This window comes from Streptomyces sp. NPDC026575 (assembly GCF_055567415.1).
Map to the genome: position 1 here is coordinate 321,174 of NZ_JBVHQM010000007.1, position 13,044 is coordinate 334,217.

At 73.2% G+C, this 13,044-nt stretch carries 10 protein-coding genes; 4 read left to right on the forward strand and 6 right to left on the reverse strand.

Going from position 1 to position 13,044, the window contains the following annotated elements; translation table 11 throughout:
* Window positions 1-5 precede the first annotated feature (5 nt).
* The 3 genes from ACZ4NB_RS12915 to rsmH are packed head-to-tail and all read right to left on the reverse strand — an operon-like array spanning window position 6 to window position 3,764.
* Window positions 6-2,030: a peptidoglycan D,D-transpeptidase FtsI family protein gene (locus ACZ4NB_RS12915; RefSeq protein ID WP_467660792.1), complete on the reverse strand. Its 2,025-nt coding sequence runs from the start codon at window positions 2,028-2,030 to the stop codon at window positions 6-8.
* A gap of 7 nt (window positions 2,031-2,037) precedes the next feature.
* Window positions 2,038-2,799: a cell division protein FtsL gene (ftsL, locus tag ACZ4NB_RS12920; protein WP_467660794.1), complete on the reverse strand. Its 762-nt coding sequence runs from the start codon at window positions 2,797-2,799 to the stop codon at window positions 2,038-2,040.
* Entirely contained in the window at window positions 2,796-3,764 is a 969-nt protein-coding gene (rsmH, locus tag ACZ4NB_RS12925; RefSeq protein ID WP_467660796.1) for a 16S rRNA (cytosine(1402)-N(4))-methyltransferase RsmH, read from the reverse strand. The genes ftsL and rsmH overlap by 4 nt, the downstream gene beginning before the upstream one ends.
* A gap of 425 nt (window positions 3,765-4,189) precedes the next feature.
* On the opposite strand from rsmH, the gene ACZ4NB_RS12930 reads away from it, so the two are divergent.
* The 4 genes from ACZ4NB_RS12930 (at window position 4,190) to ACZ4NB_RS12945 (ending at window position 9,946) form a co-directional block, all read left to right on the forward strand.
* Complete coding sequence (locus tag ACZ4NB_RS12930) at window positions 4,190-4,750, forward strand: beta-class carbonic anhydrase (protein ID WP_467660798.1); 561 nt, start codon at window positions 4,190-4,192, stop codon at window positions 4,748-4,750.
* A gap of 234 nt (window positions 4,751-4,984) precedes the next feature.
* Window positions 4,985-6,040, forward strand: coding sequence for an AAA family ATPase (locus ACZ4NB_RS12935; RefSeq protein WP_467660800.1), 1,056 nt, complete (start codon window positions 4,985-4,987; stop codon window positions 6,038-6,040).
* Window positions 6,040-7,437, forward strand: a complete 1,398-nt coding sequence (locus ACZ4NB_RS12940; protein WP_467660802.1) for a DUF58 domain-containing protein — start codon at window positions 6,040-6,042, stop codon at window positions 7,435-7,437. The genes ACZ4NB_RS12935 and ACZ4NB_RS12940 overlap by 1 nt, the downstream gene beginning before the upstream one ends.
* 70 nt (window positions 7,438-7,507) lie before the next feature.
* Window positions 7,508-9,946, forward strand: a complete 2,439-nt coding sequence (locus tag ACZ4NB_RS12945; RefSeq protein WP_467660804.1) for a transglutaminase TgpA family protein — start codon at window positions 7,508-7,510, stop codon at window positions 9,944-9,946.
* Between the two features lie 369 nt (window positions 9,947-10,315).
* On the opposite strand, the gene ACZ4NB_RS12950 is transcribed toward ACZ4NB_RS12945, so the two are convergent.
* The 3 genes from ACZ4NB_RS12950 to ACZ4NB_RS12960 form a co-directional block, all read right to left on the reverse strand.
* Complete coding sequence (locus ACZ4NB_RS12950; protein WP_393494196.1) at window positions 10,316-10,717, reverse strand: DUF3040 domain-containing protein; 402 nt, start codon at window positions 10,715-10,717, stop codon at window positions 10,316-10,318.
* A 259-nt stretch (window positions 10,718-10,976) separates the two neighbouring features.
* Window positions 10,977-11,732, reverse strand: coding sequence for a methyltransferase (locus tag ACZ4NB_RS12955; protein WP_467660806.1), 756 nt, complete (start codon window positions 11,730-11,732; stop codon window positions 10,977-10,979).
* 522 nt (window positions 11,733-12,254) lie between these two features.
* Complete coding sequence (locus ACZ4NB_RS12960) at window positions 12,255-12,740, reverse strand: SAV_6107 family HEPN domain-containing protein (protein ID WP_467660808.1); 486 nt, start codon at window positions 12,738-12,740, stop codon at window positions 12,255-12,257.
* Window positions 12,741-13,044: the final 304 nt, after the last annotated feature.

Sequence of the window (13,044 nt, forward strand, 5' to 3'; positions counted from 1 at the left end):
CGATTTCATTGGCCTGGCGTGAAGGTGACCGGCAGCCGCGGGGGCTGGGCGCCGGTCGGCGGGACCTGGAGGGTTTTCAGCGCGAACGCCATGACCTGCTGGTAGATCGGACCACAGACCTGGCCGCCGAAATAGCTGCCTTTGGTGGGGTTCTGGACGGCGCAGTAGACCGTGATCCGGGGTTTGTCGGCGGGCGCGAAGCCGGCGAAGGAGGCGGTGTAGCCGTGGTAGCGGCCCGTTTTGGGGTCCACCCGGTTGGACGTGCCGGTCTTGCCGCCGACCCGGTAGCCGTCGATCTTCGCCTTCGCGCCGGTGCCCTCCTCGTCGTCCACCACCGACTCCAGCATGGCGGCCAGCGTGCGCGCCGTCTCCTTGCTGACCACGCGGTTCTTGGCGGGCCTGGGCGCCCGGACGTAGTGGCCGTCGGGTCCGGTGCCGCCGCGGACCAGGGTGGGGGCGATGCGCTCGCCGCCGTTGGCGATGGTGGAGTAGACGGAGGCGGCCTGGAGGGCGTTGAGCGACAGCCCCTGGCCGAAGGGGATCGTGTACTGCTGCGAGGTGTTCCAGTCCTGCGGCTTGGCCAGGATGCCGGCGGTCTCCCCGGGGAAGCCCAGCCCGGTCGGCCTGCCGATGCCGAATTTGCGCAGATAGGAGTAGAGCACCCGGTTGGCCTCGGGCTGGTTCCTGCCGAGCTGGCCGGTCGCCAGGATCGTGCCGATGTTGCTGGACTTGGCGAGCACGCCGTTGAGCGTCAGGTGCCAGGTCTTGTGGTCGACGTCGTCGGCGAAGAGCCGGTCGCCGCGGTGCAGCCGGTTGGGCACGGTGACCCGGGTGGAGGGGGTGGCGGCACCCTCCTCCAGTACGGCGGCCATCGACATCAGCTTGCTGGTGGAGCCCGGTTCGAACGCGTCGGAGAGCGCGGCGTTGCCCAGCGCCTCCGGGTCGGCCCGGGAGACGTCGTTGGGGTCGAACGCGGGGGAATTGGCCAGCGCCAGGATCTCGCCGGTGCGGGTGTCCTGGACGACGACGTAGCCGCGGTCGGCCCCGGACTTGGCGACCTGTTTGGCGATGGCCTGCTGGGCCGCCCACTGGATGTCGCGGTCCAGCGTCAGCTCGACGTCGGTACCCGGGACGGCGGGGATCTCCCGGGTGTCGGCGGTGGGCACCCGGCGGCCGCCGGACTGGGCGTAGACGAACTTGCCGTCCTTGCCCGCCAGCTGCTTGTCCAGGCGCGCCTCCAGGCCGCCGCCGCCCTTGCCCGCGCTGTTGACGAAGCCGAGGACGCCGGAGGCGAGGTCCTTGTTGGGGTAGAGGCGCTTGGAGTGCTTGTCGGCGAAGATCCCGACCAGCACGTTGGGGCGGGGCGCGCGCTTGGGGGCGGTGGCCGCCTTGGCGTCGAGGTCCTTGCGGAGGTCCTTGATCCGCCTCCAGACCTGCGGGGTCCGCTGCCGGGCGAGCAGCACGTAGCGGGCCTTGGGCTGGTCGAGCTTGCGGATGAGGGTCGCCTCGTCCTCGCCGAGGAGCGGCGCCAGCAGGGCGGCGGCCCGCTGCGGGGCGTCGTCGATCTTGGTCTTGTCGGGCGCCAGCAGGCTCGGGTCGGCGGTGATGTCGTACGCGTCCACGGTGGTGGCCAGGTTCACGCCGTTGCGGTCGGTGATCGCGCCGCGCTCGGCGGCCAGCTTCACCGGCACATAGCGGTTCTCGTTGGCCTTGGCGGCGTAGGCATCGGCGTCCACGGCCTGCACCTGGAAGAGCCGGACGACGAAGACCAGCATGATCAGCGTCAGCCCGAGGGCGACCAGCCGCAGCCGGGGGCGCGGGCTGGCCAGCCGCAGCGGCGGCGGCCCGGAGCGGGGGCGTACCGGCCGGGCGGCGGGGCGGCCGGTGCCGGCCCTGGGGGTGCCCTGCCGGGGCGCGCCGGGCTTGGGCCGCGGGCGCCCGGCGGCGGGCGGGCGGCCGGCGCGGTTCCCGGCCCGATCGCCGCGCTGGGCGGGGCGCGGTACCCGGCGGGGTTCCCTGGGCTCGGTCATGCCGCGTTCACCTGCCGAAGGTCGTCGGGAAGGGGGCGGGCGCCGCCCCCCATACGGGCGCGGTGGGGGCGGTGGGGGCGCCGGAGACGAACGGGACGTGCGGGGTGGCGGTGGCCGGGGACGCGGGGGCGGCCCTGGGGGCCGGGGGTGCCGCGGAGGCCGACGCGCCCGGGGTGCCGTGGGGGCCCGCGGGCCGCGGGGTGCTCTCCGGGGCCAGCGTGACGGAGCCGACCGGGACCGGCGGCTCGATCGAGGGCGGCGCGACCGGCGGCGCCGGCGGGAGGAACAGGGCGGAGGGGGCGGAGGGGGCGGAAGGGCCGGACGGGGCGGTCGGTGCGGCCGTTCCCACGAGCGCGGTCGCCGAGGGCTTGGCGGAGGTGCTCAGCGCCGTGCCCTGGGACGTGGCCGGGTGCGGCCGGCCGAGCACCCTGCCGTCCGGGAGCAGGAAGACCGGGGAGCCGCCGGGCACCATCCCCAGCCGGCGGGCGCGGCGCTCCAGCGCGTCCGGGGCGGAGGAGGCGTCCACCTCCTGCTGCAGCGCCTGCTGCTCGTCGGTCAGCTCGCCGGTCTCGCGCTCCAGCTTGTCGAGTTCGAACGACCCTTGGTTGAGCGCGGAGTTGAGCAGCAGCAGGGTGATCAGTCCGGAGCCGAGCAGGACGACGATCAGGAGCACGAAGGGCGTGCGTGCCGCGGTGCCGCGGGCCGCGGCGGAGGAGGGGAACAGCGCGGAGAGCCGTTTCTGTCTCCGCGGCCGCCCCTGGCCTCTCACGCGGTGTCCTCGACGTTCTCGCGGATCCGCTCCGCGCCGCGCAGCCGGGCGGGGGCGGCGCGGCGGTTCTCGGCGATCTCCTCCTCCGTGGGGAGTTCGGCGCCACGGGTCAGCAGCTTCAGACGGGGCTGGTAGCGCTCGGGGACGACCGGCAGCCCGGGCGGCGCGGTGCTGCTCGCACCCGCCGCGAAGACCTGCTTGACCAGCCGGTCCTCCAGCGACTGGTACGACAGGACGGCGATCCGGCCACCGACGGCGAGGGCCTTCACCGCGGCCGGGATGGCCCGCTCCACGCTCGCCAGCTCCCCGTTGACCTCGATGCGCAGCGCCTGGAACGTGCGCTTGGCGGGGTTGCCGCCGGTGCGCTTGGCGGCCTGCGGCAGCGCGTCGCGGATCAGCTCGACCAGCCGCGCGCTGTTGGTGAACGGTTCCTTCTCGCGCTCGCGCACGACGGCCGCGACGATCCGCTTGGCCTGCTTCTCCTCTCCGTAGGAGCGCAGGATCCGCACCAGCTCACCGGGTGCGTAGGTGTTGAGGACCTCGGCGGCGCTGATGCCGGTCGTCTGGTCCATCCGCATGTCCAGCGGGGCGTCCTGGGCGTACGCGAAGCCGCGGTCGGCCTCGTCGAGCTGCATGGAGGAGACGCCGAGGTCGAACAGCACGCCCTGGACGCGCGGGGTCCCGAGCCGGTCGAGGACCTCGGGGAGCTCGTCGTAGACGGCGTGCACCAGGGTGGCGCGCTCGCCGTAGGGGGCCAGTCGCTCACCGGCGAGCTTCAGGGCGGCCGGGTCGCGGTCGAGGGCGATGAGGCGGGCCGCCGGGAAGGCGGTGAGCAGTGCCTCGCTGTGCCCTCCGAGGCCGAGCGTGCAGTCGACGACGACCGCACCGGGCTCGGCCAGCGCGGGGGCGAGCATGTCCAGGCAACGCTGGAGCATGACGGGTACGTGGCGAGTATTGCTGCTCATGCGCCTTCCGATGGGCCGGGCGGCAGGTGGGTCCCCCGGCCGCTGGCTGGGGGATGCCGCACGTACCGCTTGGTCCCCGCCCGCTCTGAAGGGGAAGTGGCCCTCCGGCGACGGGGAAGTGACGTCGGAAGACCATGGGAGCGGGAGGAGGCCGAGCCGTACGTACGATTCGCGCACGCGAGGAATTCGGTATCCAAGGAGAGCGTCACGCCTCCCACTTCGCGCCACTTTAGTCCACCGGCTGTCCCGGTCAATCAACCGGTTCCGCGCGTCCTGCGACGGCTTTCCGCGGGGCTCGCGACGGCCTCTCACCCGGATGGGGGGCGCGCGGGCGGCCCTGTGCATTACCTCACAAGGAGTGATGTTGCCCCCTATGCCCGGCCTCTCATGCAGCCGAAACGGCCGGTGGCGACTACCGTGAATCCATGCCCATACCTGCGTCGAAGCCGCTGTCCCAGTCCGCCGACGACCCCGCCGTCCGTAGCGGTGGCACGGTCACCGACCGTCTCGTCGAGGCCAACCAGCGCTATGCCGCCGCCTTCACCGACCCCGGAATGGACGCCCGGCCGGTCCTCAAGGTCGCCGTGGTGGCCTGTATGGACGCCCGCCTCGACCTGCACGCCGCCCTCGGCCTCGAACTCGGCGACTGCCACACCATCCGCAACGCGGGCGGTGTGGTGACCGACGACATCATCCGCTCCCTGACGATCAGCCAGCGGGCGCTCGGCACCCGTTCCGTCGTCCTCATCCACCACACCGGCTGCGGTCTGCTCAACCTGACCGAGGACTTCCGCCACGAGCTGGCAGAGGAGGTCGGACAGCGCCCCACCTGGGCCGTCGAGGCGTTCAAGGACCTCGACGAGGATGTCCGGCAGTCCATGGAGCGCGTGCGCACCTCCCCCTTCCTTCCGCACACCGACGACGTCCGCGGCTTTGTGTTCGACGTGACAACAGGTCTGCTGCGGGAAATCGAGCCGCGCGCCTGACCTGCGCGACCTTCCCGGCGGACCCGCGGATCGAGCCGGAAGGACCGGTTCGCCGGGAAGGTACGGATATCACGTGGTGAGTTATCCACAGGCCATGACGCGGAGCCGCGCGGGCAGCAAGAATGCGTAGGTGACGTCGCGCCGGCGGTGGCCGGGCGGGACGCGCGTGTTCGGGGAGGGGCCGGGTCCGCAAGAGGGGGCGTCGGCCCGCGGTACAGGGCCGAGGAGGGCCGAGTGACGACGTATGACGAACGAGCGAGCCTTGAGGGTCCGCCCGTGCGGGGGAGGCCGAGCGCCGGTGGAGATCTGACCGCCACCGCGGAGCGCGTCCACCGGTCGGTGGAGAGCGTCATCGAAGGCAAGCCGGAGGTCGTACGGCTCGCACTGACCGTGCTTCTCGCCGAGGGCCATCTGCTGATCGAGGACGTTCCCGGCGTCGGCAAGACCATGCTTGCCAAAGCCCTGGCCCGCTCCATCGACTGCTCGGTGCGGCGCATCCAGTTCACGCCCGATCTGCTGCCCTCCGACATCACCGGCGTCAGCATCTTCGACCAGCAGCACCGCGACTTCGAGTTCAAGCCCGGCGCGATCTTCTCCCAGATCGTCATCGGCGACGAGATCAACCGCGCCTCCCCCAAGACGCAGTCCGCGCTCCTGGAGTCCATGGAGGAGCGCCAGGTCACGATGGACGGGCAGACCTATGAACTGCCCAGCCCGTTCATGGTCGTCGCCACGCAGAATCCGGTGGAGATGGAAGGCACCTACCCGCTCCCCGAGGCGCAGCGGGACCGCTTCATGGCGCGGGTGTCGATCGGCTATCCCAGCCCGTCGGCCGAGCTGCAGATGCTCGATGTGCACGGCGGCGCCTCCCCGCTCGACGACCTCCAGCCGGTGGCGCACGCCGACGAGATCCTGAAGCTGATCGACACGGTGCGCGAGATCCATGTCGCCGAGACGGTCCGCAGATACGCCGTGGACCTGGTGGTGGCCACCCGCAACCACCCCGAGCTCCGGCTCGGCGCCTCGCCGCGGGCCACGCTGCATCTGCTGCGCGCCGCCAAGGCCGCCGCCGCGCTCCTGGGGCGGGACTACGCCCTGCCGGACGATGTGCAGTCCCTGGCGGTGCCGGTGCTCGCGCATCGCCTGCTGCCCACCGCCCAGGCCCAGTTGAACCGCCGCTCGGCCGAACAGCTCGTGCTGGAGATCCTCCAGCGCGTCCCGGTCCCCGACCCCTCCGCGCAGCCGTGGCGGAGCCACGGACGGCAGCCGCCCGGCGTACGGGGGTTGTGATGGCGGAGGGGGGCATGGACGGGACGCCCGAGCGGGGCGGGCTGCGGGCGGCCCTCGGGGGGCTGACGACTCGGGGCAGGTCGTTCCTGGCCGCCGGGGTGGCCGCCGCGGTGTGCTCCTACCTCCTGGGGCAGGCGGATCTGCTGCGGGTCGGGCTGCTGCTCGCGGCCCTGCCGCTGGTGTGCGTCCTGGTGCTGCACCGCACCCGCTACCGCGTCGCCGGCAGCCGTACGCTCTCCCCCGCCCGGGTGCCCGCGGCCGCCGAATCCCGGGTCCGGCTGCGGATGGAGAACATCTCCCGGCTGCCCACGGGCGTGCTGATGCTCCAGGACCGGGTGCCCTACGTCCTCGGCCCCCGGCCGCGCTTCATCCTGGACCGCGTCGAGGCCGGCGGCCGCCGCGAGGTCTCCTACCGCGTCCGCTCCGACCTGCGCGGCCGCTATCCGCTGGGACCGCTGCAGCTGCGCCTGTCCGACCCGTTCGGGATGTGCGAGCTGACCCGCTCCTTCAGCGCCTCCGACACGCTGACGGTGGTGCCCCGTACCGAGCCGCTGCCCGCGGTCCGGCTGGCCGGCGAGGCGGCCGGGTACGGCGACGGACTGCAGCGCTCGCTCGCGCTGGCCGGCGACGACGACATCATTCCGCGCGACTATCGGCACGGCGACGATCGGCGCCGGATCCACTGGCGGTCCACGGCGCGCCGCGGCGAACTGATGGTGCGCCGGGAGGAGCAGCCGCAGAAGACGCGCTGCACGGTCCTGCTCGACACCCGCGAGCTCGCCCATCCGGGAGGCGGCCCCGACTCGGCCTTCGAGTGGGCGGTGACGGCGGCCGCGTCGACCGCGGTGCATCTGCTGGAGCGCGGCTTCTCGGTCCGGCTGCTGACGGACACCGGTACGTCCGTGCCCGCTCCCGACGGCCACGGCGGCTTCGCGGGCGGCGCGGCGTCCGCCGACGCCGCGGGCCTGCTGCTGGACACCCTCGCCGTCGTGGAGCACTCCGAGCAGGAGGGGCTCTCGGCGGCGTATGACGTGCTGCGCGGCGGCAGCGAAGGACTGCTGGTCGCCTTCTTCGGCGATCTGGACGACGAACAGGCCGCAGTCGCCGGGCAGATGCGCCGGCGCACCGGCGCCGCGATCGCCTTCGTCCTGGACGGTGACGCCTGGGCCCGGGGCCCCGGCGGCATCAGGTTCTCCACCGGCCAGGTCCCGGTGGCCGAGCGGCTGCGGCTGCTGCGGCGGGCGGGCTGGACGGCGCTGCCGGTGACGCCCGGCGACGCCCTTCCCGACCTGTGGCGGGTGGCGGCGGACCGTGCGGGGACGATGTCCGAACGGGCGGCCGGCGTGGGCGGAGAGACGGGCGAGGGCTCGGCGGCGGTGGCAGGGGGACGGACATGAGGGGGAGCTGGGCGTTGGCGCACGACCGCGGGGCGTACGAAGGCCGCCCCGGACGAAGCGGGGCAGGAGCATGAGCGGCCGGGCGCGGCTGGCGCTGACCTCTGCGGTGGCCACCCTCTGCGCCGCCGGTGCGCTGCTGCCGCTGGTCGAACCGGTCGGCTGGATGTTCCAGGCGGCGGTGCTGCTGGCGTTCATGACCGGCACGGGGGCGGCGGCCCGCCGGGTCCCCCTCGCCAGGCCGCTGACCATCGGTGCCCAGGCCCTGGTGACGGTCCTGCTGCTGACCTTCCTCTTCGCCCCCACCGAGGCGATCCTCGGGCTGCTGCCGGGCCCGGACGCCCTCGCGGAGTTCGGCCGGCTGCTGCACAACGGCGTCCAGGACGTCGGCCGGTACGCCATCCCGGCCCCCGTCACCCCCGGCATCCGGCTGCTGCTGATCGCCGGTGTCCTGGTGATCGGCCTGATCGTCGACGCGCTGGCGGTCACGTACCGCAGCGCCGCCCCCGCCGGACTGCCGCTGCTCGCGCTGTACTCGGTGGCGGCCGGGCTGACCCAGGGCGGCGCGGGCTGGCTGTGGTTCCTGCTCGCGGCAGCCGGCTATCTGCTGCTCCTGCTGGCCGAGGGCCGGGACCGGCTCTCCCAGTGGGGCCGGGTGTTCGGCGGCCCGGCTGCCGGGGCGGACCGGCCGGGCGGCCAGGGCTTCGCCACCGGGGCGGGCACCGCCGCCCTGGCCCCGGTCCGTACGGGCCACCGGATCGGCGCCGTGGTGCTGGGCATCGCGCTGGTGGTGCCCGCCGCGCTGCCCTCCCTCGGCGGCGGGCTGTTCGGCCGCACCGGCAGCGGTGCCGGACCCGGCGGCGGTGGCGGCACGATCTCCGCGGTGAACCCCCTGGTGTCGCTGCAGGACAGCCTCAACCAACCCGAGGACAAGGAGGTCCTCAACTACCGCACCACCGCGGCCGACACCCGCGATCTGTATCTGCGGATCGTCGCCCTCGACCAGTTCGACGGCACGACCTGGAAGCCGTCCGAGCGGACGGTCACCGACGTCCCCGAGCGGCTCCCGCAGCCGACCGGCCTCAGCCCCAGGGTCGACCTGAACCGGATCAACACCTCCATCTCCACCGCGCAGTGGTACGCGCAGAACTGGCTGCCGCTCCCCTTCCCCGCCTCCAAGGTGGACATCTCCGGCCGCTGGCGCTACGAACCCCAGGGCCGCACGCTCGTCGGGGACCGCGGGCAGAACACCCGCGGCCTGCAGTACCAGGTCGAGAGCCTGCAGGTGCGGCCCACGTCCCGGCAGCTGGCCGGCGCCCCGGCGCCGCCCGCAGACCTGCTGCGCGAGTACACCAAGGTCCCGGACTCGCTCCCCGAAGTCGTGCGGAGCACCGCCCGCCAGGTCACCAAGGGCGCGCCGACCGCCTACGCCAGAGCCGTCAAGCTCCAGGACTGGTTCGCGCTCTACGGCGGGTTCAACTACAACACCGACGTCCGGGCCGGCAGCGGCTCCCAGGCCATAGCGCGCTTCCTGCGGGACAAAGAGGGCTTCTGCGTCCACTTCTCGTTCTCGATGGCGGCGATGGCCCGCACGCTGGGCATCCCCTCGCGGGTCGCGGTCGGCTTCACCCCGGGCACCAAGCAGCCCGACGGCACGACATCGGTCAGCCTCAAGGACGCGCACGCCTGGCCCGAGCTGTACTTCCAGGGCATCGGCTGGACCCGCTTCGAGCCGACCCCGAGCCGGGGCACCATCCCGGACTACGCCTACCCCGACACCTCGGGCACGGCCGACCCCGGCAACCCGGCGCCCGCACCCTCCCGGCCCGAGACCTCCCCCGAGGCTCCGTCGGCGGAGCCCTCGTGCGGTCCCGGCAAGCAGCCGTCCGGTGCGGGCTCGGCCTGCGCGGCACTGCCCGCGGAGTCCGGCGCCCGCCCGTCCGACGACGGCCCCTCGCCCTGGGCGGTGGCCGGCATCGCGCTGGCCGCGCTGCTCGTGCTGGTGCTGCCCGCGCTCCCGCTGCTGTGGCGGTGGCGCATCCGCGACGGGCGGCTGGCCGGCGGCCCGGACCGGGACGCTACGGCGACCACCCTCGCCGCCTGGCAGGAGCTGCTCGACACCGGCTGGGATTTCGGCATCCCGCCGGACGAGTCGCTGACACCGCGCAAGGCGGCCGCGCGGATCATTCGCGTCGGGGAACTGCAACCGGAGCCCGCCGCGGCCGCACACCGCGTCGCGGCCGCCGTCGAGCAGGTCCTGTACGCCCCTCGGCCCCAGCCGGCATCCGGCCTCGCCGCGGACGTACACCAGGTGCGGGCCGGGTTGCGGACCGGCGCGACGCGTGGCATACGGCTGCGCGCCCTGCTCGCCCCGCGCTCCGCGGCCCGCCTCCGGTGGGCCTGCGCGGCCCGCTGGGCGTCCCTGATGCTCCGGTGCCGCACCAGCCGCCCGGTTGTCTCGGCGCGGCGCGCGCTGGCCACCCTCCGACCGGGACGCCGGCGACGGGCCTGACCAGGAGCAGCACATGACCGGGAGCAGCAGGAGCAGCGGGCGTGACCAGGGTGATCAGCCGTGACCCGAACGGTCGGCAAAGTCCGCTCAGGCAGGCGCTGCCGCCCAGGCAGCAGATGAGCCGAGGTCAGGCGGCCTGAGCGAGACAGAAACGCGCTGTGGCCGCCCGTTCCCGACGGGCGGCCACAGCATCACGAAGAACGTGAAGAACCACAGCACTACGAAAAACCACAGCACTGCGAAGAAAAAGGCACGGGGAAAAACGGCACTGCAAAAACGGCACTGCACAGAAGGACAGAAGGGCAGAAGGACGGAAGAAGAGCTAGGGACCGGTTGGACTGCTGCCGGACCTCGGGACGTCAGTAAGCGTCAGTGGCCTTGTTGCTCGTCCCGGCGCCGCTGCCAGCGGTCCTCGATGCGGTTCATCATCGAGCGCCGTTGCCTGGTCTGACGGCGTGCCGCCGTACCCGCACCCGCGCCGGCCTGCTGCTCACCGGGCTTGGGAGCCTTGCGCCATCCGGTGACCGCCAGCACCGCGCAGCCGAGCATGACGAGGAATCCCACCACACTGATCCAGATCTGCTGCGCGACCATGCCGGCCATGAGCAGGGCGATACCCACCAGGAAGCCCGCGACCGCTTGGTAGACCCGTCGCCGGGTGTACGTACGCAGCCCGCTTCCCTCAAGCGCTGTCGCGAACTTGGGATCTTCGGCGTACAGCGCTCGCTCCATTTGCTCGAGCATGCGCTGCTCGTGCTCCGAGAGCGGCACGGAGTCCTCCTACTCGTCGGTCGCGGGGGGCGACCGGGGTGCGACCCTTTCAGGATAGGCAGGGATTCGCCCCCGTGAAACCCGCCCCTCGACGCCAATTCACTGTCCGGGCCGCCGCAGCGGCCGGTGGTGATGCTGCCTGCATTCCCCACCCGCCTGTCCGTCATGCCGGAACGTCGTACCCCGATCATACGGGGCGAAGGGGCTGATCGGGTGGCCTGTGGCCGACTGCACGCGGTAGTCGGCCGTGCCGTGCGGGTCAGTCGCGCTCCGCGAGGACGTGCAGCTGCGTGGCCACGGAGTGGAACGCGGGCTGCTCCGCGGCGGCCGCCTCCAGCTTCAGCAGCGCGTCCATGGCGCCCGGCTCGGTGTCGACCAGGACGCCGGGGACCAGGTCGGCGAAGACCCGCACGCCGTGGACCGCGCCGACCTCCAGGCCGGTGGCGGCGATCAGCTCGGTGAGCTGGTCGGCGGTGAACCGGCGGGGCATCGGGTCGCCCTCGCCCCAGCGACCGGCGGGGTCGGTGAGGGCCTGGTGGGCCTCGGTGAAGTGACCCGCGAGGGCGCGGGCGAGGACGGCGCCGCCCAGACCGGCCGCGAGCAGGCTGAGGGTGCCGGCCGGGCGCAGCGCGTCGACGGCGTTGCGGAGGCCCTCGGCCGGGTCGTCGACGTACTCCAGCACGCCGTGGCAGAGCACGGCGTCGTAGCCGCCGCGCTCGACGACGTCGAACAGGCCGTGGGCGTCGCCCTGTACGGCACGTACCCGGTCGGCCACGCCCGCCTCCGCGGCGCGGCGCTCCAGGGCGAACAGGGCGTTGGGGCTGGGGTCGACGACGGTGACGCGGTGACCGAGGCGGGCGACCGGCACGGCGAAGTTGCCGGAGCCGCCGCCGGTGTCGAGGACGTCCAGGGCGTCGCGCCCGGCGGCCTTGACCCGGCGCTCCAGGGCGTCCTTGAGGACGTCCCAGACCACGGCGGTACGAAGGGATGCGCGCGGGCGCAGCGGGTCAGACACGGCGGGTGGCTCCTCGGCGGGGGCATGAACATCTAGGCGTCCACCACCCTATTCCGTCCCACGCCATCCGCCGATTGCAGAGCCGCACGGATTGCGTGCGGCGTGATCGTTATGCCGTGATCGTTATGCGGAGCGTGGTCGCTGATGAGGTGGTCGCGGATGGGGTGGTTGCTGATGGGTGGTTGCTGATGGGTGGTCGCCAAGGGGGAGGGTCGTGGGGCGGCGGGAGGGGCGTGGGGGAAGGTCGCGGTTCGGGTGGGTCCCTGGGGGGCACCCCGGGGCGCGCCTGGGCCCCGGGGGTGCCGCAGGGCCGCCCCCGGAGGGTGCCGCAGAGCGTGGGGGTCGCTAGGGGCGGGCGGAAGTCGCCCTTTCTCCTCCTCTTTCCCCTCCCCCCGGGGGCTCTCCCCCTCACCCACCCCACCCCCGCCCCACCCCTCGCCGCCCCTCACCGCCTCTCCCGCAGATCTCGCAGATCTCGCAGATCTCGGCCTTCCGCCCCGCCCGGCCCCCTTTCCGCTCTCCTTACCCCGCCCGCTGGGGCGGCAGGGACGGCTGGAGGAGCAGCATGCGTTCCACCAGGCGCAGGAACATCGCGGCATCGCGCAGGAGATCGTCGGCGTCGCGGCGACTGGCCGCGCCGGCTATGCCGGCCTCGGCCTTGGCCCGGCGGGGGGCTCCGGCGGCGAACAGGGCACTCCACTCCGCGAGTTCGGGGGCCACCTCCGGCAGCACCTCCCAGGCACTACGGATACGCTGCCTGCGCCGTACCGTGGTCTCCGGACGACCGCGGACCGCGAGGACCGCGGCGGCGGTGCGCAGTGCGGCCAGATGGGCCGTGGCGAACCGCTCGTTGGGGGTTTGCAGGGTCTGGGCTTCGTCAAGGCCGTGCTGGGCCTGGGCGAGCAGATCGAGGGCGGCGGGTGGTGCGGCGGCCCGCCGCAGGACGGGGTGGACATCGCTCGGGGGACCGTACGCAGCGGAGCTGCCCCCATTGGGACGAGCTGCCATGACGAACCTCCTGTCGTCGCATGCCGGTTGGGACCGAATGCTGATTCGGACCGTATGACCCCATCGTGAGGTACACCACTGACAATCGCCCCTGACCTGCCCTTTCGTAGGAAACGGGAAGGGTTTCGCGCTCTGCGCACACTGCCGCCGGAACCCCGCCCGGAATCCAGACCGGAACCCCGCCCGGAATCCAGACCGGAATCCCGATCGGAATCCCGACCAGACTGCGGCCGGAACCCCGGGCCGGATTCCGACCAGAGCCCCCACTGCCTCACCTGTCCGACTCACCGTGAAATGTCCTGCC

Excerpts from the sequence above, each read along its gene's own strand:
- rsmH (WP_467660796.1), bottom strand. The coding sequence starts at position 3,764 with ATGAGCAGCAATACTCGCCACGTACCCGTCATGCTCCAGCGTTGCCTG.
- ACZ4NB_RS12915 (WP_467660792.1), bottom strand. The coding sequence starts at position 2,030 with ATGACCGAGCCCAGGGAACCCCGCCGGGTACCGCGCCCCGCCCAGCGC.
- ACZ4NB_RS12960 (WP_467660808.1), bottom strand. The coding sequence starts at position 12,740 with ATGGCAGCTCGTCCCAATGGGGGCAGCTCCGCTGCGTACGGTCCCCCG.
- ACZ4NB_RS12945 (WP_467660804.1), top strand. The coding sequence starts at position 7,508 with ATGAGCGGCCGGGCGCGGCTGGCGCTGACCTCTGCGGTGGCCACCCTC.
- ACZ4NB_RS12940 (WP_467660802.1), top strand. The coding sequence starts at position 6,040 with ATGGCGGAGGGGGGCATGGACGGGACGCCCGAGCGGGGCGGGCTGCGG.
- ACZ4NB_RS12930 (WP_467660798.1), top strand. The coding sequence starts at position 4,190 with ATGCCCATACCTGCGTCGAAGCCGCTGTCCCAGTCCGCCGACGACCCC.